This is a genomic window from Halomonas sp. McH1-25 (assembly GCF_022348165.1).
In the GTDB taxonomy this organism is placed as follows: Bacteria; Pseudomonadota; Gammaproteobacteria; order Pseudomonadales; family Halomonadaceae; genus Modicisalibacter.
The window spans coordinates 144,902-165,307 of the sequence record NZ_JAKRFI010000004.1 but is presented as its reverse complement, the minus strand read 5'-3'; the positions used below and the strand labels follow the sequence as shown (position 1 = coordinate 165,307).

The window sequence follows — 20,406 nt, the reverse complement described above, 5'->3', positions numbered from 1 at the left end:
AATCAAGGTCGTGGATGCGGTATGAGCGAGCAGGAGTTGAGTCCCGGTCATACCGAGAGCGTGACCGCTCCGTTGGGGCCGGCCGAGAAAAAGGCCAGTCCTGAATCATCCACCCGTCATGCCGTACAGGCGCCGCCCCGCTCGAAGGAGCAGCGCATTCCGCTGCTGGGGCTGCGGCGCCTGATCTTCTTCACGCTGTCGCTGCTCACGGCCATTCAGGGCGGCTACATGATGTTCGACATTCTGCGCGCCAATGGCCTGAGCATGCTGGAAATGTCGATCTGGGTGCTGTTCCTGGTCATGTTCGCCTGGCTGTCGATCTCCTTCTGGACGGGCATTGCCGGCTTTCTGGTCGTGGCCATGAAGCGCGATCCGTTGACCCTGAAGCGCGCCAAGCCGCTTGAGCGGACGCTCGATCCCACGCGGCGTGTCGCCTTGGTGATGCCCGTCTACAACGAGGACACCGAGCGGGTCATCGCCGGGCTCGAGGCCACGTGTCGCTCGCTGATCGATACCGGTCAGGCCGCGGCTTTCGATGTCTTCCTGCTCAGCGACACGACCGACGAGACCATCGCCGCCGCCGAAAAGCAGGCGGCCTACGCGCTGCGCCAGCGACTGGACGGTGACCTGACGCTTTACTACCGGCGTCGCGAACGCAACATCGGCCGCAAGGTCGGCAATCTGTCGGACTTCTGCTGTCGCTGGGGACAAGACTACGAAAGCATGCTAGTGCTCGATGCCGATAGCGTGATGGGCGGACGCACCATGGTCGGCATGGCAGCGGCCATGCAGGCCAATCCGCGTCTGGCGCTGCTGCAGACCGTGCCGCTGCCGGTTCGCTCGAGCACGCTGTTCGGTCGCTTCCTGCAGTTCGCGGCAACGTTGTACAGCCCGATGCTGGCCGCGGGACAGAGCGTCTGGCAGGGCGACACCGCCAACTACTGGGGCCACAACGCGATCATTCGCGTTGCCGCGTTCGTCGATTATTGCGGATTGCCGTCATTGCCCGGCAAGGCCCCGATGGGCGGCGATATTCTCAGTCACGACTTCGTCGAGGCGGCCATGCTGCGGCGTGCCGGCTGGGAAGTGCGCCTGCATGCGGGCGTCGAGGACAGCTATGAAGAGCTACCTGGCAGCATCATCGAATACGCCAAGCGCGATCGCCGCTGGTGTCAGGGCAACATGCAGCATCTGCGTCTGTTGTTCGCCAGTGGGCTGCACTGGGTCAATCGTCTGCATTTCCTGCTCGGGGCACTGGCCTACATGGCTTCGCTGCTGTGGCTGGTCATGCTGGCGCTGAGTACCGTGGATGCAGTGACGAGGGCGGTAATCAAGGTGCGCTTCTTCACCCAGGATTACCAGCTGTTCCCCGAGTGGCCGGAGTCGCGTGTGGCGATGATCGCATCGCTACTGGTCATTACCGTGATCATGCTGGTCGTGCCCAAGTTGCTGGGGCTGGCCGTTGCCCTCGGACAACGTCGCAAGGAGTTCGGCGGTGGCGTCAAGCTGACGTTCAGCGCGTTGCTGGAGATCGTCTTCTCGATCCTGATCGCCCCGTTGATGATGGCGTTCCACGCCTGGTTCGTGATCAGCGTGCTGTCTGGAAGGACCGTATCGTGGAGTACCCAGGCGCGCGGTGGACGTCTGATTCCCTGGCGTGAAGCATGGCGGCGGAGTTGGGCCATGACGCTGGCCGGCCTGGTTTGGGGCGCAGTCAGCTTCTACTATTCACCGCTGTTCTTCTGGTGGCTGTCGCCGGTCTTGCTGGGAATGGTGACCTCTGTATTCATCATTCGTTTCACCAGCAGCATCCGCGCCGGTCAGTGGCTGCAGCGTCACGGCATCCTGTGCATTCCGGCCGAGGTACGCCTGCCGGAAGTGCTCGAGCGCCTGGAAGAGCACGAAGAGGCTCCGGCGACGAGCGACACCGAGTTTGCCGATCATGCCTTGTTGCCAGCCAATGAGCGCTATCAGGCAATGCCGGTTCAGTCGCTGCGTGCGCCTTTCGGGCTGGGGGGGGCCCAGGCGCCGCTTTGATATATTTCTTTTTGATTTATATAAATTTCTACAAATAACTTCCAGGAATAAAGCGTGGCGGTCAGAATGCGGGACGGTTTCATTCATTGTCTCGCAGGACCGCCACCATGCCCTGGGATGCCTGGATTACGCTGGCCACGACAGTGGCTGCGTTCGTATTGATGGCCACGACACGTATCGGCCCCGACATGATCATGCTCGGGGCCGTGGTGTGGTTGTTGACGCTGGGGATCATCGACGCTTCCGGGGCGCTGGCCGGTTTCTCCAACAGCGGCCTGTTCACTGTCGCGTTCATGTATGTGCTGGTGGCGAGCATTCGCGAGACCGGCGGCATCGATCTGATCATTCGCTACGTGCTGGGGCGTCCCCGAAGTGAAACGGGGGCACAGTTCCGGTTGCTGATTCCCGTCGCTGCCATCAGTGCCTTCCTCAACAACACCCCGGTCGTGGCGACCTACATTCCTGCCGTGATGAGCTGGAGTCGCCGGCTGGGACTGTCGTCGCACCGTTTTCTGATGCCGCTGAGTTTCGCCTCGATCCTGGGGGGCACCTGCTCGCTACTGGGCACCAGTACCAACCTGGTCGTGAATGGCTTGCTCAACGAGCGCTATCCCGAGCTTTCGCTGGGGCTGTTCGATATCGCCTGGGTGGGGGTGCCGATAGCCGTGGCGGGATTGACCTACCTGCTGCTTGCCGGGCGCTGGTTGCTGCCCGAGCGCTCCGGCGCCGGACAGTTCTTTGCCAATCCGCGTGAGTTCACCATCGAGATGGAAGTGGCGCCGGACGGCCCGATCGTCGACAAGACCGTCGAGGAGGCGGGGCTGCGTCATCTCGAGGGCCTGTTCCTGGTCGAGATCGAACGCGGCGGCAATGTGGTCAGCGTGGTCGGTCCGGGCGAGAGACTCAAGGGCGGCGACCGTCTGGTCTTCGCGGGGACCACCGAAGCCGCTGTCGAGCTGCAGCAGATCCGTGGACTGCAACCGTCGAGTCAGGGCGAATCCAGCTTGCAGAAGGACTTCAGTGAGCGGCGCCTGGTCGAGGCCGTGGTGTCGGACCAGTGCCAGTTCATCGGTCGGCGTATTCGCGAAGGCCACTTCCGCACGCTCTATGGCGCCGTGGTGCTGGCCGTGTGCCGTCACGGCGAACGGGTTGCCGGCAACCTGGGGCAGATCCGTCTGCAGCCGGCCGATGTACTGCTGCTCGAGGCACGTCCCCCCTTCATCGAGCGTCACCGTCAATCCAAGGACTTTTTGCTGATCAGTCGGGTCAACGGACAGGCGCGTCCCGTACATGAAAAGGCCTGGCTGGCCTGGAGCATCCTTGGTGGCGTCGTGATCCTGGCGGCGTTTGGCGTACTGAGCATGCTCAATGCGGCAATGTTGGGGGCGGCGCTGGCGGTACTTACCGGTTGCTGCTCGATCAGCGCCGCCAAGCGCGGCCTGGATACCCAGGTACTGTTGACCATCGCCGCATCGTTCGGGCTGGGACTCGCCCTGGAGAGCTCCGGTGCTGCCGCCAGCCTGGCCAATCATGCGTTGGCGCTGGCGGGCGGCAACCCTTATCTGCTGCTCATCGGGACCTACGCGATAGTGGCGCTACTCACCGAAGTGGTGACCAACAATGCCGCTGCCGTGATCGCCTTCCCGATAGTCACTGCCAGCGCCGAGAGCCTGGGGGTAAACGTGATGCCTTATGTGATCGCCATCATGTTCGCCGCATCGTCCAGTTTTCTGACGCCGATCGGCTACCAGACCAATCTCATGGTCTATGGACCGGGGGGCTATCGTTTCAGCGACTTCCTGCGTGTCGGCGGCGTGCTCAATGTGCTGGTGGGAGTGGTGGCGTTGGCGCTGATTCCACGTATCTGGCCCTTTTAGGCCGGCATGGTTTTCGCCACGGTTCGTCGGGGGTGGGGCTGTCGGGTTAAAGTAACCTCATCGTCTCCAAAGGAATGCAGTCATGCCTGAATCCAAGCCGCTCATCATCGAACCCGACCAAGGCCGCAAGGCCGACGCTGCCGTCATCATCCTGCATGGCCTGGGCGCCGACGGTCACGATTTTGCGCCCTTGATTCCCGCCCTTGCCATTCCCGGCAAGCCGGCGATCCGCTACGTGCTGCCGCATGCACCGCGCCGCCCGGTGACCATCAACAACGGTATGCTGATGCCGGCCTGGTACGACATCCTCGACATGAACCTGGGACGCCGGATCGACGAGATTCAGCTCAAGGCCTCGGCCAAGCAGGTGCAGGGGCTGATCGACGAGCAGCAGCGGACAGGTATCGACAGCGAGCGGATCATCGTCGCCGGCTTTTCCCAGGGCGGCGCAGTCGCCTATGAAGCGGCGTTGTCCTACCCCGACGCGCTGGGTGGCCTGCTGGCGTTGTCGACCTATTTCGCCACGGCCGACAGCATCGAACTGGCTGAGGCCAACCGCCACTTGGCGGCCGAGGTGCACCATGGCACCTTCGACCCCGTCGTGCCCGAGTCGCTGGGGCGGGCCGGTTTCGAGCGTCTGCGCGCGCTGGGTATCCCGGCCGAGTACCGAACCTACAGCATGGCCCACGCTCTGTGTCCGCAGCAGACCGTGGATATCGGCAATTGGCTGGGCCACTGTCTGGGCTGACTACATGAAGGACGCTAGTTCGCCGGTCATGCGCTGGCAGGCCTGCCTTCAGGCGGCGCGCCCGCCGTTTCTGCTACTGGCGCCGCTGTGCGTTCTGCTGGGCGTCGGTGCGGCGCGGGCGGAGGGTCTGGCGCTGTCCTGGTGGGATGTCTGGCTGGCGCTGCTGGGCAGTGTCACGGCGCACGCGGCGGTCAACCTGCTCAACGAGCACCACGACTTTCGCAGCGGCCTCGATGCCATGACGCGCCGCACACCGTTCTCGGGCGGCAGCGGCGCCTTGCTGGCCTGTCCGCGTGCCGCACCTCTGGCGGCTGTAACTGCCGCAGCCTGCCTGGTCGTCACCGCGCTCATCGGGGGCTATTTCCTGGCCCAGCGAGGACCGGCAATGCTGATATTCGGCATCGCCGGGCTGGCGTTGGTCTGGGGCTACAGTGGCTGGATCGTGCGTCGGCCGTGGTTGTGTCTGCTGGCGCCGGGCGTTGGTTTCGGGGTGCTGATGGTGCTGGGCAGCCATTGGGCGGTGGGCGGCCGGTTGGGGAGCACCGTGTTGGCGGTGGCGCCGGTGCCCATCCTGCTGGTAAGTGCCTTGCTGCTGGTCAATCAATTGCCGGACATCGATGCCGACCGGCGGGTCGGGCGTCGCCACCTGGCGATCGTCTTGGGCGTAAGCCGGGCTGCGCAGGTGGCGGCGTGGCTGAATGCAGCAGCCTTTGTCAGCCTGATGCTGGCGATCGGCCTGAACGGCGTGCCTCGGGCCGTCTGGCCGGCTTTACTGCCCGGGCTGGCGGCGGCCTGGCTGATCCGGGGACTGTATCGACTCGACGAGCGGGAGGTCGACGGTGACCGTCGACGTCTGTTGCCACTGATGGCCACCCAGGTCGCCATCCTGCTCATCACGCTTGCCGTGCTCGACCTGAGCCTGTGGTGGTCTGCCTGAGTCTCAGCCGTCGAGCATGGCCTTGAGATCCTCCCGTGAGGGCAGGGCGGCATAGGCACCGGGGCGTGTCACCGCATGCGCCCCGCAGCGACAGGCGGTTTCCACGGCACGGGTCAGTCGTTCGTCGTCCTCGCTCCAGCGGGTGAAGGCGGCCGCATCCACATCGGCCTCGGCGAGCATGGCCAGCAACCCGCCAATGAAGGCGTCGCCGCCGGCCGTGGTGTCGACGGCCCGGACCTGCGGCGGCAACACGTTCAGGCGACGGCCGGGGCGGTGTATCTCGACCGGGCGGGGGCCGTCGGTGATCACGATCAGCTTCACCCCGGCGGCGAGCCGTCGGTTGAGCCAGGCATCCTCGGGATGGTCGCCGCGCAGTTTGTCGACCTCCTCGCGGGACAGCTTGAGCAGGTGCGCCCGATCGAGCAGCGACGTGGACAGGCCGATATCCACGTTGCCTTCGGGCCACAGGTTGTCGCGCAGGTTGGCGTCGACACTGACCAGGCTGCCCGAGCGTTTGGCGATGTCGGCCAGCGCCAGAGTCGTTTCGGCGATGCTTTCCTCGGTCAGGCTATTGGAACACATATGCACGATGGCGGGCTGGCTGAAGACACCGGCCGGCAGGTGTTCGAGCCGGTAGAGCAGATCGGCGGCCGGTGGGCGATAGAAGTCGAAGGTGCGCTCGCCCTCGGCATCCCGCGACACGAAGGCCAGCGCGGTACGGGCTTGTCGAGTGGTCACTACGCCCGAGGTGTCGACGCCGTGGCTGGCCATCTCGGTGGTCAGGAAACGCCCGAAGCGGTCGTCGCCGACCATGCCCAGAAACCGGCTGGGTACGCCGAGCCGGGCGCAGGCCACGGCGACATTGGCAGGTGCGCCGCCGGCATAGGGCGTGAAGGTCTCCGGTCCGCTGTCGTTCCCCAGGCGGCTCGATAGCATGTCGACGAGGGCTTCGCCGAAGGCGATGACGGGAATCATGACGTTTTCCCCTGACTGGTGGCTTTGGCCTTGGACTTTTCCGGGGAGCGACCGCCTGCGGGTGGCTCGGCGGGCCGGTGGGCGGGAAAGTGCTGGCGTACCAACGCTAACAGACCTTGGGTCGAGGCGTCGAAGTCCTGGGTGCGTTCATCGATGCGCTCGCTGATCTCGCCGGCGATGCGTTTGCCCAGTTGCACGCCCCATTGGTCGAACGAGTTGATGTTCCAGATCACCCCCTGAACGAACACCTTGTGTTCGTAGAGCGCAATCAGTGCACCCAGGTTGCGTGGCGTCAGCTCGTCGAGCAGCAGGGTACTCGAGGGGCGATTGCCCGGGCAGCTGTAGGGGTCGAGCTGGCTGCCTCCCTGGCTGCCCTCCATGAAGGCATTGGCCTGGGCGAGCATGTTGGTGAGCAGCGCGAAGTGGTGCTCCTCGACGCCGGGCTCGGGCTTCAGCGAGGCGATGAAGTCGATGGGCACGTAGCGGGTGCCCTGATGCAGCAACTGGAAAAAGGCGTGCTGGCCGTTGGAACCGGTCTGCCCCCAGACGATCGGCCCGGTCTTGTAGTTCACCGGCTGGCCGAAGATATCCACGGACTTGCCGTTGGACTCCATGTCGAGCTGCTGCAGGAAGGCCGGCAACTGATGCAGCGCCTGATCGTAGGGCACGATGGCCTGGGTCTCGGCGCCCATGAAATTGATGTACCAGATGCCGATCAGGGCCATGAGCACCGGCATGTTCTCGGCGAAGGGTGCCTCGATGAAGTGACGGTCCATCTCGTAGGCGCCTTCGAGCAGTTCGAGGAAGCCCTCGTAGCCGATCGACAGCGCAATGGGCAGACCGATCGACGACCACATCGAGTAACGCCCGCCGACCCAGGCCCAGAACTCGAAAACGTTCTCCTCGCGAATGCCGAACTCCATGGCCGCCTTGCGATTGGTGGAGGCCGCGATGAAGTGAGCGCCCACGTCGGCGTCTTCGCCGGCATTGTCGAGAAACCAGCGCCGGGCAGTCTTGGCGTTGAGCAGCGTCTCCTGGGTGGAGAAGGTCTTGGTCGAGACGATGAACAGCGTGGTGGCCGGATCGAGCCGGCGCAGCACCTTCTGGATATGTGCGCCGTCGACGTTGGAGACGAAATGGAAATTCAGGTCGCCGTGGCGATAGTTGAGCAGCGCGCGGCAGGCCATGTTGGGGCCGAGGTCCGAGCCACCGATGCCGATGTTGACGACATCGCGAATGCGTTGGCCGTCGTAGCCCTGCCAACTGCCGTCGCGCACGGCCTCGGAGAAGGCGCGAATCTGTTCGCGGGTGCGCCTGATCTCGGGCATCACGTCCTGGCCGTCGACGATCACCGGCTCATCGCCCTGGTTGCGTAGTGCGGTATGCAGGACCGGGCGATCCTCGGTGACGTTGATGATGTCGCCGGAAAACATCTGCGCACGCCGCTGCACCAGCGCCGAATGATCGGCCAGCTCGATCAGCTTGGCGAGTACGGCGTCGGAGATATGGTGCTTGGAATAATCGAGAAACAGCCCGCCGACACGCAGGCTCATCTTCTCGAAACGCTGGGGGTCGCGGCCGAAGTAGTCGCGGATACGGTCGTTGGCGGTGTCTCGGTGCAGGCGCTCTAACGCCTGCCAGGTAACGCTGCGGGTTAGCTGGAACATGGACGTGTCCTTTGTTGTTTTCGATAAAGTGAATCGTGTCACTTTATCGCATGGCAAGGCGTCAGTCTTCGCCTCCCGGGTAAGCCTGCTCCGCAGCGCCTCAGGTTACACGTTGACTGCGCGCCTCTTCGAGCAAGGCGAACCAGGTCGGGCGATCGAGGTCGACCCGACCCTCCCGGGCGAGTTCGCGAATGCGGCTCTCCTTGAGTGTGCCGATGACCGGTATCGGCTGGCCGGGCAGGCGGCGCAGCCAGGCCAGGGCCAGGCCGGCGTGGCTGATCTGCAATTCCTTGGCAATGCGTTCGATGGCCGTGCCCAGCACATCCTCGAACACCGAGCCGCCGCCCAGCGACGACCAGGCCATTGGCTGGTGGCCATCGCTGAGCACGGCGTCGTACAGGCCGCTGAACAGCGAATCGGGATGCGCCAGCGACAGCTCCAGCTGATGCACGGCAAGCGGATTGGCCATGGCCTGCTGCAGGCGGCGCCATTGCTCCGGCAGGAAGTTGGACACCCCGACGGCGCCGACCTTGCCGGCGGCGATGGCGGCATCCAGCGCATGTGCAGTGGCGTTCACGTCCATCAATGGGTCGGGACGCTGCACGAGGAAGTGGTCGAGGCGCTCCACGCCCAGACGCGACAGGCTGGCGTCGATCGCCTTGCCAAGATAGGCCGGTGAGGTGTCGTAGTGCTTGACCCCGAAACGGGAGCTATCCCGACTGCGCAATACCACGCCGGCCTTGGTGACGACCCTGATACGCGGCTTGAGGGCCGGACGCAGGGCCAGGGCTTCGCCGAACAGCATCTCGCAGCGGCGGTCGCCATAGGTATCGGCGTGGTCGAACCACACCAGGCCCTCGTCGAGCCTGGCCTCGATCCAATCCGCCAGGATCCTGGGGTCGCTTAACGCTGGCGAGTCGCTGAGGCGCATCATGCCCAGCAGGAACGGAACGTCGAAGCCGGGCGTCATGGTTAGCTGTCTCGCGAAATCGTGGTGGCCAGCAGGTGCTGGGCGCCCGGCACCAGCCATACCGGGTCGACACGTGTGCAGGCTGCCTCGACGCACAAGAAGCGCCGCGCCACGTCGGATGGCGTATCCGCGGGCAGCTCGCTGTCAGGGTGCCAGACCACGGTGGAATCGCTACCCTGCTTGGCGATACGCAGCCTGCGCGTATCGTCGTCGAGAACCACCTCGCGGTTGGACTGGTAGATGCGGTCGATGGCGCTGCGAATGCCCGGCTCGCCCTGCTGAACGCCTTCGGCGAACCCTTTGAGCTTGTCCAGGTAACGGGCCCCGGCCAGGCCTTCGATGCGGCAGCGGTGCGTGTCGCTCACGCTGAAATAGGTGTGCAGGGCGCCGGTGTACTTGACCGGCGTTTCGCCACGGTGTTCGGTGATCAGCTCGACGTGCAGACGCTGGGCATTGGCCTGAATCACGGCGCGGGGCACCAGCTGATCGTGCAGACGTTCCTCGGGCGACAGGTGCAGCTCGACGCCCTGTTCGTGTTCATCGGCGGCGTCGAGTCGCCACTCGGCCTTGCGCGCCGTGCCATGCATCGGCCCCTGACCGTCCGGCGACTCGTCGGCGAACCAGGGCCAGCACAAGGGAATGCCGCCGCGAATCGCGCCGGGCAAGGCTTGGGGAGTCGAGGTGACCCACAGCCATCCATCGCCCTCTTCACCGGCAGGACGAAAATGCAGGACTTGGGCGCCTTGCAATGACACGGCCAGTTCGCCCCAGGTCTCGCGGGCCAGCCATACACGACGGCCCTCCCACTCGGCCTGGCGTTGGCCGTCAGTGGCATCGAGCAGTACGCGCAGGGATTGGGGAATCATTCCACCTCCTTGTTGTGTAGCGCTTCGGCAGCTCCCAGCAGCCCGGTCCAGGGCGCGGTGACCACCCAGATGGGGATGCTGTCATTGTACTCGCGCATACGCCCCTTGTTGATGAAGGCTTCTTGAAAGCGGCTGTGCTGCAGCCAGTCGATCAAGCGCGGCATGATACCGCCGCACAGGTAGACACCGCCTCGCGCGCCGAGAGACAGCGCCGCGTCGCCGCACACATCGCCCATGATCTTGAGGAAGCGCTGAAGGGTCTCGACCGCTACGCTATCACCGGCGCGTGCCGCCCCGGTGATTTCCGCGGGGGTATTGTAGCGTGGCGGCACCTTGTGCAACTCCGCATGGGCGCGGTACAGGTCGAGCAGCCCCTGACCGCACAGCAGGCGCTCCACCGAGACGCGACCATAGCGGCTGATGAAATAGCCGGCCAGCTTCAACTCCTGTGCATCGGTGGGGGCGAAAGTGATGTGCCCCCCTTCGGTGGTCAGCGGAATCCAGGCCTCGCTTCCCGGAAACAGGCCGGCGACACCCAGCCCCGTGCCGGGACCCATGATCAACCGTGCCCGGCGTGGCTCGGCCTGTCCCGGCTTGACCTGGACCCGCTCGTCCTCGGCGACATGAGGTACGCCCAATGCCTGCGCCGTGAAATCGTTGATGACCTTGAACAGTTCGAAACCGAGAGTTTCCTTTACGTCCCGCTTGGAGAAGCTCCAGTGGTTATTGGTCATGGTCACGATATCGTCATGCACCGGGCAGGCGAAGGCCAGGCAGGCTTCCACCGGCGCATCCTCGCCGGTCGCGCCGATGCGCTCCAGATAGTCGCGCACGGCATCCACCAGGTGCGGATAATCCGCACAGGGCAACGTCTGGATGTCGTGCAGGTCGAACGAATCCGGCGTCACCAGGGCGAAGCGTGCATTGGTGCCGCCGATATCGCCGATCAGTGCCGCTCGGGTCATGCCTGGCCGTCCTTTTCGATCAGATCCTGAGCCTCGAAACCGCCGAAAGTGGCGGCGCCGTCCTCGGCGCGACCGACTTGGCTGCGGAAGCCGGCGAACAGCTCACGGCCCATGCCATAGCGGTAGTCCTCGAGGTTGGTGGTGGCCAATTCGCGGGCTTGCCACTCGGCATCGTCGACCAGGGCATTGAGCTCGCCCGCGTTGGCGTCCAGGCGCACCACGTCGCCTTCTTTGAGGCGCGCCAGCGGGCCGCCATCGACCGCTTCGGGGGAGAGGTGGATGGCGGCCGGCACCTTGCCGGAGGCGCCGGACATGCGCCCATCGGTGACCAGGGCGACCTTGTAGCCGCGATCCTGCAGCACGCCGAGGTAGGGCGTGAGCTGGTGCAGCTCAGGCATGCCATTGGCGCGCGGCCCCTGGAAACGGACCACCACCACCACGTCACGGTCGAGCTCGCCGGCATCGAAGGCCGCCTTGAGCTGACCCTGGTCGCTGAACAGGCGCACCGGCGCTTCGACCACGCGATGTTCCGGCTGTACGGCGGAAATCTTGATCACGCCGCGACCAAGGTTGCCGTCGAGCACGGTCATCCCGCCAGTGGGCGAGAACGGATCGGTAACCGGACGCAGCACGTCGGGATCCATGCTCTCGGTGGGGCCTTCGCGCCATACCAGCTTGCCGTCCTGAAGGAAGGGCTCCTTGGTGTAGTCGCGCATGGAGCCGCCGAAGACGGTGGGAATGTCCTCGTGGAGCAAGCCGGCATCGAGCAGCGTGCGAATCAGGAAGCTCATGCCGCCCGCGGCCTGGAAATGGTTCACGTCGGCCTGACCGTTGGGGTAGATACGGGTCAGGCTGGGAATCACTGCGGACAGCTCGGTGAAATCGTCCCAGGTCAACGTCAGGCCCACGGCGCCGGCCATCGCTACCAGGTGCAGCGTATGGTTGGTCGAGCCGCCCGAGGCGAGCAGTCCGATTACCGCGTTGACGATCGCCTTCTCGTCGATTTGCTGCCAGAAGGGACGGTAGTCGCCGCCGGGCTCGCTGTTGCGAATCGCCTGCTCCGTCGCATACTGGGTCAGGGCGTCACGCAGCGGTGTGTAAGGGTTGACGAAGGAGGCGCCGGGCAGATGCAGGCCCATCATCTCCATCATCAACTGGTTGGAGTTGGCCGTGCCGTAGAAGGTGCAGGTGCCCGGCCCGTGATAGGACTGCGACTCGGCTTCGAGCAGTTCGTCACGGCCAACCTTGCCCTCGGTGTAGAGCTGGCGTACACGCGCCTTTTCCTTGTTGGGCAGGCCGCTGGTCATCGGGCCGCCGGGAACGAAAATCGCCGGCAGGTGACCGAATCGCGCAGTGCCGATGAACAGACCGGGCACGATCTTGTCACAGATACCGAGCAACAGTGCCGCGTCGAACATGTTGTGCGATAGCGCCACGCCGGTGGCCATGGCGATTACGTCACGGGAAAACAGTGATAGCTCCATGCCCGGCTGACCTTGAGTCACACCGTCGCACATGGCGGGCACGCCGCCGGCGAACTGGGCCGTGGAGCCCATGTTTCGCGCAGCGCTCTTGATGAGTTCGGGGAAGGTCTCGAACGGCTGATGCGCCGATAACATGTCGTTATATGACGAAACGATGGCCAGGTTGGCACTGTTCATCATTTTCAGCTGGTTCTTGTCCTCTGCACCGCAGGCGGCAAAGCCATGGGCCAGGTTGCCACAGGACAGCTCGCCCCGGTGAACGCCACGGCGGTGCTGGTCCTGCATATGACGCTCGTAGAGCGCGCGCCGGTCAAGCGAGCGTTCGCGAATGCGCTGAGTCACGCGGGACACGGTTTCATGAACGGCCATGGGAACCTCTCTTCACGGTCGGTATAGTATTTCGTAAACTTACCAAAACGGGGCTTGAATGTCGTGACCCTTTTGGGTCAGATTATGGTCTAAAGCGTAGGATTGTTTCATCGTGACTGCCTCCTGATCGCCACCTGCGGCAGGCGAGCGTGGTCACTTCGGATTCACGCCAACTACTTCGTTGCAGTTAGGAGGTCACATGACGCTGCGTATCGCCATCAACGGTTTCGGGCGCATCGGTCGTAACGTACTACGCGCTCTTTATGAAAACGGCTACCGCGATCGGGTTCAGGTCGTTGCCATCAATGACCTGGGCGATCCGGCCCTGAATGCACATCTGCTCCGGCACGACAGTGTGCATGGTCATTTCGGCCGTTCCGTCGAACACGACGAGCAAGCGCTGATTGTCGATGGGGATCGGATCGATACCTTCGCCCAGCGCGACCCGGCCCAGCTGCCGTGGGACAAGTTGCAGGTCGACTTGGTCATGGAGTGCACGGGGCTGTTCACCAAGCGGGCCGATGCGGCCAAGCACCTCGAGGCCGGTGCCGGCCGCGTGCTGATATCGACGGCCACCTCGGACGCCGATGCCACGGTGGTCTATGGTGTCAACGAGCATGTACTCAAGCCGGAACACCGCGTCGTCTCCAATGCATCATGCACCACCAATTGCCTGGCGCCGCTGGCCAAGGCGCTCAACGATGCCATCGGTATCGACAATGGGCTGATGACGACGGTGCATGCCTATACCAACGACCAGAACCTGTCCGACGTTTATCACAAGGATCCGTACCGGGCACGCAGCGCTACCCAGTCGATGATTCCTACCAAGACCGGTGCGGCGGCGGCGGTTGGCCTGGTACTGCCCGAGCTGGCAGGCAAGTTCGACGGGCTGGCGGTGCGCGTGCCGGTCATCAACGTCTCCCTGGTCGATCTGGTGTTCACCGCCAGTCGCGACACCAGCAAGGAGGAAGTCAACGACATCGTCAAGCAGGCGGCCGCCCAGTCGGATGTTCTGGACGTCAACGCTCAACCCCTGGTGTCGATCGACTTCAACCATAACGCGCATTCGTCTATCTTCGATGCCAACCATACCCGCGTGAATGGCCGGCTGGTCAAGGTCATGGCCTGGTACGATAACGAGTGGGGATTCTCGAATCGTATGCTGGACACGGCGCTGGTCATGCAGGCCACGGCCTGAGCCGAAGGCTGGAGCTTGGCTCGGCAAGACGATGCGATGGGAAAGGGTGCTTCGGCACCCTTTTTTGTGCTGCTTGCGCAGATGCACCGCTGTGCTGGAATGGATTGGCACATGCAGGCATGGAGACGTGCCACGGATAGCGTTAAAGTGCGGGTTTGCAAGCCCCAATCGGTGCGTACGGTCGTATCCGGTTGTGTTAGCTTTAAGTAAATTTAAGGACCAATGTTTTACAGACTGCATTGCACATGAATGATAGCGTTACCCAAGCACAGCGGTTGATCGGGGCTCGCTTGCGCGACCCTCGACGTCGACGCCAAGGGTGCATCATCGGCATCGATCAGAATGGCGGGCAGCCGGCATTGCTGATTGTCTGGGAAGGGCAGGGAAGGGCCGAACGCGTGCCGTTGCCGCCTCACGAGCTGCGCACCCTGGTTCAGGCCTGCGATACCGTGCCCCCGAGCCGGAGAGTCTGGGGCAACGGCCACCAGGCCCTCGTTTCCACAGCCGGCCTGCCGCGATTGCCGGCGCCGGCTGTGGAAAACATCAAGGATGAGCCGATCACGGCGATCGAGGCGCCCCGCTTCGCGCTGGCACAAGGAACGTCATAGAGGATGTCACGAATATGCCGGCAACGTCGTTGCAGCTGCTGCCCCGGTTTCTCGATGCACTGCTTTGCGCGTCACCGGCGGTAGTCTATGCCACGGATGCCCAGTGGTGGCAGGGCAAGCTTCACTACCTGGGCGTCAACGTAAAGACATTGTGCGGCATCGATCGTGACTGGCTGCGTGAATCCCCCGCCCGTTGGCTTGATCTGCTGACGGCCGCGTCGCGAGACGAGGTTCTGGCGCGGCTGAGCCGGGCCTGCCGGGAAGGAGAAAGCCAAGTCTCCTTGCACTACACCCTGCGCCATCACGACGGATCGTTACATCATCTGCAGGACGATGTCGTCATTCACCGCGATGGTGAAGGCGCCATCAGCGAGTTAGTGGGGTCGTTGGTCGATGTCACTGAGCGGCAGAACCTGCTTCAGCGCTTCGAGAAGCTCAGCGAACAGCTTCCTGGCACGCTCTATCAGTGCCGGATGAGCCCGGAGGGAGCGCTGTCCTTCCCTTTGGTGAGTTCGGGCATACTGCGCCTGTTCGGGATTTCTCCCCAGGCCATCATTGACTGTGCCGAGACAGCGCTATCCTGCGTTCATCCTCATGATATCGATGGGCTATGGCGGAGCATCCGGCGCAGTGCCTCGCGCTTGAGCGTCTGGCGCTACGAATTTCGCTGTATCCACCCGGATGGGCGTGAATTGTGGGTGTGCGGCCATGCGTCGCCGGAGCGCGAGCCTGACGGCAGTACCCTATGGCATGGTTTCTGCGAGGACGTGACCCTGCGCAAGCAGGCCCAGCATGCGCTTGCCGAAAGCGAGCGTCGCTACCGCTTCATCGTCGAGCACGTCAGCGACCTGATCATGCTGATCGATGCCGATGGTATCTGCCGCTATGCATCGCCGTCGGTCAGTAACGTACTGGGCTACGTGCCGGAAGACCTGACGGCACGCGCCCTGATGGAATTGCTGCCGCCTGACGATGCCCCCCGCATCCAGCGTCGCATCCACGAATCCTCGCGCATGGGGCGCAATCTCCAGATCGAATTGCGGGTTCGTCACTGCCAGGGCCACTACCTCTGGCTGGAAACCAGCTGTTCGCCCTACATCAATCCGTACAATGGCCGCTACGAGTGGGTTCTCGCCGTGGGGCGGGACGTTACCGATCGCAAGCTGCGCGAGATGAAGCTTCACGAGCTGTCGACCACCGACAGTCTGACGGGGGCTCTCAATCGCGGTGCCTTCCTGGGGTGCTTGAAATCGTCGATCGAAGCGGCCGAGAGCATGCCGTCGCGGCTGTCGTTGATGATCTTCGATATCGACCACTTCAAGGCCATCAACGATACTTGGGGGCATGCTGCCGGCGACCTGGTCCTGGCCAGTCTCGGGGAGATATGTCGCAGTACGTTGCGTTCCCATGATATTTTTGGCCGCATCGGTGGGGAGGAGTTCGCTTTGGTGCTCACTGGGCGCTCGTTGAGCGAATCGGCGATACTTGCCGAGCGGTTACGCAAGAAATTCGAGGGCGTCCGAGTCGAGTTCCATGGCCAATGGCTCAACTTTACCGTCAGCTTCGGCATCGCCGAGCGTCGTGATGGCGAGACGCTGGACGATCTGATGCACCGTGCCGACATGGGGCTCTACGTGGCCAAGCGTGAAGGCCGCAATCGTGTGCATCAAGCCCTGTCCGCCGAGTCGTGAGCGACGTTCAACGGCTTGTACATCACAGACCGGCGCTGTCGGGAGCCACGAAAAACAAGGAGATTGGTATGAAAGCCCGCTTCACGTGGTTGTGTCTGCTGCCGGTCCTGATGCTGGCGGCCTCGGCACAGGCCCAGATCCAGACCAACCCCACACAGGTCGACGATGCCGAGATCGATGTCGTTCAAGGTCCGCTGGTCAAGGGCGAGCCGTTCGAATATTCCACCGGTGGCGAGACTTACCAGGGGTATCTGGCCCGCAACGTCAACGACAAGACGCCGCGCCCCGCCGTGCTGATCGTTCATGAATGGTGGGGGTTGAACGACTACGCCAGGCGGCGTGCCGACCAGTTGGCCGCGCTGGGCTTCGTGGCATTGGCCGTCGACATGTATGGCCAGGGCCAGGTCGCGACCCACCCCGATGAAGCCGGAGCCTTTTCGAGTCAGGTCATGCAGGATTGGCCTGCGGCGCGTGCACGCCTCGAGGCCGCCATGACCAAGCTGAGCGAACATCCCGCCGTGGCGGATACCGGCATGGCGGCCATTGGCTATTGCTTCGGCGGCGGCATCGTCATGAACATGGCGCTCTCGGGAATGCCGATCGAGGCGGCAATCAGCTTCCATGGCAGCCCGACCCGGGCCGTCAAGAATCCTCAATCGTTCGGCGGTGTCGTACAGATCCATAACGGCGCCGAGGATCCGCTGGTCGAGCGCGAGGCGCTAATGGACATGGCCAAGGCGCTCGAGGCGCAGGGCGCCGAGGTGAAGGTGGTCCACTATCCGGGCGCAACGCATGGCTTTACCAGCCCCGAAGCCGACGAGGTAGCCGAGGAGTACGGTTTGCCGCTGGGCTACAATGCCGCCGCCGATGCGGCGTCCTGGCAGGCAGCGTTGCTCGCGCTGGATGAGGCACTCAACGACAACTGATCGCTCCTTTCCGGCGTGGTCAGATGACGCGAAGCAGCTTCATCAGCCAGCGCCGGTAAGGCGGCTGCATCAACCAGGCCATATTGCGCCGGGCCTGATGGAAGACGCTGCGCTCGTGGCTGAAGGTGACGAAACCGTGTTCGCCATGATAGGCGCCGATGCCGCTCTGGCCGATGCCGCCGAAGGGCAGGGTGTCCTGGGCGGCCTGAAGTAGCGTGTCGTTGAACGCCATGCCGCCTGAGTGAGTATGGGTCATCAGCCGTTCACGATAGGCGGCGTTGCGGGTGAACGCGTAGAGGGCCAGGGGGCGGGGATGCCGATTGACGTAGTCGATGGCTGCCTCGTCGTCCTTGACGCCAATGATCGGCAACAGCGGCCCGAAGATTTCCTCTTGCATCAGCGTCAGCGTGTCATGGGGATTGATGACGAGCGTGGGTGGCAGCTTGCCGCTCGCTTCCAGCTGCTCGGCATTGGCGCCCATTTCGATCACGCGACAGCCCCGATTCTCTGCATCGTCTCTTAGAGCGATGAGTCGCTGCCGATGCCGGCGGCTGATGATGGCCGTGTAATCGTCATTGCCCGCCAGGCGGGGATAAAAGCGCTTGACGGTACGCTCGAGGGCCTCGGTCAGGCTTTTGAGTCGCCGTTCGGAGACCAGCACGTAATCCGGTGCGATACAGGTCTGGCCGGCGTTGAGCCACTTGCCGAAGGCGATACGTTGGGCTGCCTCGTCAAGGTCGGCATCGTCGGCGACGATGGCGGGCGACTTGCCACCGAGTTCGAGCGTGACCGGCGTCAGGTTGGCGGCAGCAGACTGGGCAACCTGACGGCCGACCTGGGTGGAGCCGGTGAAGAACAAGTGATCGAAGGGTAGGCTGGCGAAGGCCTTGCCGGTTTCCCGGTCACCGGTGATGACGCACAGCTCGTCCTCGTCGAAGTAGCGCTCGGCAAGCTCCGCCATCAGGCGTGAGGTGGCCGGGGTCAGCTCACTGGGCTTGATCATGACGCGATTGCCGGCAGCCAGGGCGCTGAGCGCGGGCAACAGGGCCAGTTGCCAGGGATAGTTCCAGGGTGAAATGATGCCCACCACGCCCAGCGGCTGACGGTGGATCTCGCCTCGTGCCGGCAGGAAGCGCCAGTTGAGCGCCACGCGCTGCGGACGCATCCAGCGCTTGAGATGCCGGCGAGTGTGGCGTAGTGCCATCTTGAGCGTGGTGATTTCAGCCAGCCGGGTCTCGACCGATGAACGGTGGCCGTAGTCCTGGCGGATGGCGCGCTCGATCTCATCGGTATGACGCAGGGTCATGCGTTCCAGCCGGGCCAGGCGATCGCGACGCGTCGCCAGGGTCGGGTAGGGCGCTTGGCGAAACGCGGCCTGCTGCTGGGCAAAACGACGCTGCAGCGAGGTGACGCCGGCCAGGGTGGGAACAGTCTCCGTCATCGTCATGCAAACACCCCTAGGCTTCGTGAGCTGATTTTTCAATGCGGTATGCCGGGTGCAGGCAGGTTTCGTAAAGCCTAGACCGTGAATGCCATGATACCGAACATGGTGAGCACGAAACCGCCGAACAGCAGCAGGCCCGCCAGCGACACCAGGATGAGCAGGTAGCCCAGAATCAGCGCTGCCAGGGCCCATCCATCGCCCTGTTCGCCGCTCTGGCGGATCTGGTGTCGGGCGATATGCCCACACACCACGCCGCCCAAGGCCGCCGGCGCGACGAACACCGCCAGCACGCTCAGACCGAAGGCAACCACAGCCATCAGGTTGGTCCTGTCGGGGGAGGGCGAAGGGGGAGGGAACGAAGGGTACTCGGCCATGTCTGTCTCTCTGTTTGTGTCGCCTGGCCCTTAGACAGTAACCCAACCGGGGGCTATCGTGAATGCGCCTGGCGTTACACGCCATGATGGGAGACGAAATGCATTGTGAAGTAACCACGATCGATGCCATCGAGGCGGTTCCTGCCGACCCTTGGAATGCCCTGGTCGGTAGCGATCACCCCTTCCTGCGCCATGAATTCCTGCACGCCCTGGAAGCCACCGGGGCGGTGACGCCCGAGACGGGATGGTCGCCACGTCACCTGCTGGTATGGCAAGACGGCTCGTTGGTGGCGGCAATGCCACGCTATGCCAAGGATCACTCCTACGGCGAGTACGTGTTCGATTGGGCTTGGGCGGACGCCTGGGAGCGTGCCGGGGGCGAGTATTATCCCAAGGGGTTGACGGCCGTCCCCTACACGCCGGTGCCTGGCCCTCGGGTACTGCTGAGTCGAGAGGCGCAGCGACAGGACGTTTTGCGGGCCCTGGCCGCGCAATGCTGCAACGATGACCAGTCGAGCTGGCATCTGCTGTTTGCCGATGACGCCGAGGTGGATGACTGGCTGCAGGTACATCCGCAACTCATCGAGCGGCATGCCGTGCAGTTCCAGTGGCAGGACCGGGGCTTCGGCGACTTCGAGGGCTTTCTTGCCGCGATGACCTCGAAGCGCCGCAAGGAGATCCGCCGCGAACGACGCCGCGTCGGGGAGCAGGGGCTGGTCATGCACCGTCTGGCCGGTACGCACATCGACGATGCTGCGCTGGAGCACTTCTACCGCTGTTACCGGATCACTTATATGGAACGCGGACAGCATCCCTACCTGCCGAGGGCGTTCTTCCAACGCCTGCGCGAGCGTATGCCGGAGTCGCTGCTGCTGGTGCAGGCGCGCCTGGAGGGGCAGCCGGTCGCATCGGCATTGTGCCTGCAGGGCAGCCATACCCTCTATGGGCGTTACTGGGGCAGTGAGGTGGAGGCGGATTGCCTGCATTTCGAAACGTGTTACTACCAGGGAATCGAGCATTGTCTGGCGCATGGCCTGGTACGCTTCGATCCGGGTACCCAGGGTGAGCACAAGCTGGTGCGTGGCTTTGCCCCGCGGCGCTTGCGCTCGCTGCATCACATCGCCCATCCCGAATTTCACCGGGCAGTGGCGCGCTTCTGCAAGGAGGAGCGCGGCTACATCGAGGCTTACCACCGCCAAGCGCTGACGCGCCTGCCGTTTCGTCAGCCTGAGAATCAACAGTAACGCAAGACAAGGGTGGTCCGGTT

Annotated in this window: 17 protein-coding genes; 9 read left to right on the top strand and 8 right to left on the bottom strand. The window is 63.6% G+C overall.

Going from position 1 to position 20,406, the window contains the following annotated elements:
• The first annotated feature begins 21 nt into the window (after positions 1 to 21).
• The 4 genes from mdoH to MHM84_RS12255 all read left to right on the top strand — a co-directional run bounded on the left by mdoH (position 22) and on the right by MHM84_RS12255 (position 5,599).
• Complete coding sequence (gene mdoH, locus MHM84_RS12270; RefSeq protein ID WP_239266549.1) at positions 22 to 2,037, top strand: glucans biosynthesis glucosyltransferase MdoH; 2,016 nt, start codon at positions 22 to 24, stop codon at positions 2,035 to 2,037.
• 107 nt (positions 2,038 to 2,144) lie between these two features.
• Positions 2,145 to 3,914 (top strand): SLC13 family permease, encoded by a 1,770-nt coding sequence (locus MHM84_RS12265; protein ID WP_239266547.1) that lies wholly within the window; start codon positions 2,145 to 2,147, stop codon positions 3,912 to 3,914.
• Positions 3,915 to 3,996: 82 nt separating this feature from the next.
• Positions 3,997 to 4,662 carry an alpha/beta hydrolase gene (locus tag MHM84_RS12260; RefSeq protein WP_239266545.1) on the top strand — a complete coding sequence of 222 codons (666 nt, stop codon included), beginning with the start codon at positions 3,997 to 3,999 and terminating at the stop codon, positions 4,660 to 4,662.
• 4 nt (positions 4,663 to 4,666) lie between these two features.
• Positions 4,667 to 5,599, top strand: a complete 933-nt coding sequence (locus MHM84_RS12255) for a prenyltransferase (protein ID WP_239266543.1) — start codon at positions 4,667 to 4,669, stop codon at positions 5,597 to 5,599.
• Positions 5,600 to 5,602: 3 nt separating this feature from the next.
• Here the strand turns inward: MHM84_RS12255 and MHM84_RS12250 are convergent, their stop codons facing one another.
• From MHM84_RS12250 to edd, 6 genes are all read right to left on the bottom strand, one after another.
• Positions 5,603 to 6,574 (bottom strand): carbohydrate kinase, encoded by a 972-nt coding sequence (locus MHM84_RS12250; protein ID WP_239266541.1) that lies wholly within the window; start codon positions 6,572 to 6,574, stop codon positions 5,603 to 5,605.
• Complete coding sequence (gene pgi / locus MHM84_RS12245; RefSeq protein WP_239266539.1) at positions 6,571 to 8,241, bottom strand: glucose-6-phosphate isomerase; 1,671 nt, start codon at positions 8,239 to 8,241, stop codon at positions 6,571 to 6,573. The genes MHM84_RS12250 and pgi overlap by 4 nt, the downstream gene beginning before the upstream one ends.
• Before the next feature lie 100 nt (positions 8,242 to 8,341).
• Positions 8,342 to 9,211 carry an aldo/keto reductase gene (locus MHM84_RS12240; RefSeq protein ID WP_239266537.1) on the bottom strand — a complete coding sequence of 290 codons (870 nt, stop codon included), beginning with the start codon at positions 9,209 to 9,211 and terminating at the stop codon, positions 8,342 to 8,344.
• A gap of 2 nt (positions 9,212 to 9,213) precedes the next feature.
• Positions 9,214 to 10,077, bottom strand: a complete 864-nt coding sequence (locus tag MHM84_RS12235) for a D-hexose-6-phosphate mutarotase (RefSeq protein WP_239266535.1) — start codon at positions 10,075 to 10,077, stop codon at positions 9,214 to 9,216.
• Positions 10,074 to 11,042, bottom strand: coding sequence for a glucokinase (gene glk, locus MHM84_RS12230; RefSeq protein ID WP_239266533.1), 969 nt, complete (start codon positions 11,040 to 11,042; stop codon positions 10,074 to 10,076). Before glk ends, MHM84_RS12235 begins: the two co-directional genes overlap by 4 nt.
• A complete protein-coding gene (edd, locus tag MHM84_RS12225) occupies positions 11,039 to 12,895 on the bottom strand; it encodes a phosphogluconate dehydratase (protein WP_239266531.1) in 1,857 nt (618 codons plus the stop codon). Before edd ends, glk begins: the two co-directional genes overlap by 4 nt.
• A gap of 199 nt (positions 12,896 to 13,094) precedes the next feature.
• Here edd and gap point away from each other — a divergent pair, with 199 nt between their 5' ends.
• The 4 genes from gap to MHM84_RS12205 all read left to right on the top strand — a co-directional run bounded on the left by gap (position 13,095) and on the right by MHM84_RS12205 (position 17,321).
• On the top strand, positions 13,095 to 14,096 hold the full coding sequence (gap, locus tag MHM84_RS12220) for a type I glyceraldehyde-3-phosphate dehydrogenase (RefSeq protein WP_239266529.1): 1,002 nt from the start codon (positions 13,095 to 13,097) through the stop codon (positions 14,094 to 14,096).
• A gap of 245 nt (positions 14,097 to 14,341) precedes the next feature.
• Positions 14,342 to 14,704 (top strand): hypothetical protein, encoded by a 363-nt coding sequence (locus MHM84_RS12215; RefSeq protein ID WP_239266527.1) that lies wholly within the window; start codon positions 14,342 to 14,344, stop codon positions 14,702 to 14,704.
• A 14-nt stretch (positions 14,705 to 14,718) separates the two neighbouring features.
• Positions 14,719 to 16,395: a sensor domain-containing diguanylate cyclase gene (locus MHM84_RS12210; protein ID WP_239266525.1), complete on the top strand. Its 1,677-nt coding sequence runs from the start codon at positions 14,719 to 14,721 to the stop codon at positions 16,393 to 16,395.
• 68 nt (positions 16,396 to 16,463) lie between these two features.
• Positions 16,464 to 17,321 carry a dienelactone hydrolase family protein gene (locus MHM84_RS12205; protein ID WP_239266523.1) on the top strand — a complete coding sequence of 286 codons (858 nt, stop codon included), beginning with the start codon at positions 16,464 to 16,466 and terminating at the stop codon, positions 17,319 to 17,321.
• A gap of 19 nt (positions 17,322 to 17,340) precedes the next feature.
• On the opposite strand, the gene MHM84_RS12200 is transcribed toward MHM84_RS12205, so the two are convergent.
• Positions 17,341 to 18,768 (bottom strand): coniferyl aldehyde dehydrogenase, encoded by a 1,428-nt coding sequence (locus MHM84_RS12200; protein ID WP_239266521.1) that lies wholly within the window; start codon positions 18,766 to 18,768, stop codon positions 17,341 to 17,343.
• Between the two features lie 71 nt (positions 18,769 to 18,839).
• Entirely contained in the window at positions 18,840 to 19,139 is a 300-nt protein-coding gene (locus MHM84_RS12195) for a DUF4190 domain-containing protein (RefSeq protein WP_239266519.1), read from the bottom strand.
• Between the two features lie 98 nt (positions 19,140 to 19,237).
• On the opposite strand from MHM84_RS12195, the gene MHM84_RS12190 reads away from it, so the two are divergent.
• Positions 19,238 to 20,383 carry a GNAT family N-acetyltransferase gene (locus MHM84_RS12190; RefSeq protein WP_239266517.1) on the top strand — a complete coding sequence of 382 codons (1,146 nt, stop codon included), beginning with the start codon at positions 19,238 to 19,240 and terminating at the stop codon, positions 20,381 to 20,383.
• The last annotated feature ends 23 nt before the right edge of the window (positions 20,384 to 20,406 follow it).

Excerpts from the sequence above, each read along its gene's own strand:
- mdoH (WP_239266549.1), top strand. The coding sequence starts at position 22 with ATGAGCGAGCAGGAGTTGAGTCCCGGTCATACCGAGAGCGTGACCGCT.
- MHM84_RS12265 (WP_239266547.1), top strand. The coding sequence starts at position 2,145 with ATGCCCTGGGATGCCTGGATTACGCTGGCCACGACAGTGGCTGCGTTC.
- MHM84_RS12260 (WP_239266545.1), top strand. The coding sequence starts at position 3,997 with ATGCCTGAATCCAAGCCGCTCATCATCGAACCCGACCAAGGCCGCAAG.
- MHM84_RS12255 (WP_239266543.1), top strand. The coding sequence starts at position 4,667 with ATGAAGGACGCTAGTTCGCCGGTCATGCGCTGGCAGGCCTGCCTTCAG.
- MHM84_RS12250 (WP_239266541.1), bottom strand. The coding sequence starts at position 6,574 with ATGATTCCCGTCATCGCCTTCGGCGAAGCCCTCGTCGACATGCTATCG.
- pgi (WP_239266539.1), bottom strand. The coding sequence starts at position 8,241 with ATGTTCCAGCTAACCCGCAGCGTTACCTGGCAGGCGTTAGAGCGCCTG.
- MHM84_RS12240 (WP_239266537.1), bottom strand. The coding sequence starts at position 9,211 with ATGACGCCCGGCTTCGACGTTCCGTTCCTGCTGGGCATGATGCGCCTC.
- MHM84_RS12235 (WP_239266535.1), bottom strand. The coding sequence starts at position 10,077 with ATGATTCCCCAATCCCTGCGCGTACTGCTCGATGCCACTGACGGCCAA.
- glk (WP_239266533.1), bottom strand. The coding sequence starts at position 11,042 with ATGACCCGAGCGGCACTGATCGGCGATATCGGCGGCACCAATGCACGC.
- edd (WP_239266531.1), bottom strand. The coding sequence starts at position 12,895 with ATGGCCGTTCATGAAACCGTGTCCCGCGTGACTCAGCGCATTCGCGAA.
- gap (WP_239266529.1), top strand. The coding sequence starts at position 13,095 with ATGACGCTGCGTATCGCCATCAACGGTTTCGGGCGCATCGGTCGTAAC.
- MHM84_RS12215 (WP_239266527.1), top strand. The coding sequence starts at position 14,342 with ATGAATGATAGCGTTACCCAAGCACAGCGGTTGATCGGGGCTCGCTTG.
- MHM84_RS12210 (WP_239266525.1), top strand. The coding sequence starts at position 14,719 with ATGCCGGCAACGTCGTTGCAGCTGCTGCCCCGGTTTCTCGATGCACTG.
- MHM84_RS12205 (WP_239266523.1), top strand. The coding sequence starts at position 16,464 with ATGAAAGCCCGCTTCACGTGGTTGTGTCTGCTGCCGGTCCTGATGCTG.
- MHM84_RS12200 (WP_239266521.1), bottom strand. The coding sequence starts at position 18,768 with ATGACGATGACGGAGACTGTTCCCACCCTGGCCGGCGTCACCTCGCTG.
- MHM84_RS12195 (WP_239266519.1), bottom strand. The coding sequence starts at position 19,139 with ATGGCCGAGTACCCTTCGTTCCCTCCCCCTTCGCCCTCCCCCGACAGG.
- MHM84_RS12190 (WP_239266517.1), top strand. The coding sequence starts at position 19,238 with ATGCATTGTGAAGTAACCACGATCGATGCCATCGAGGCGGTTCCTGCC.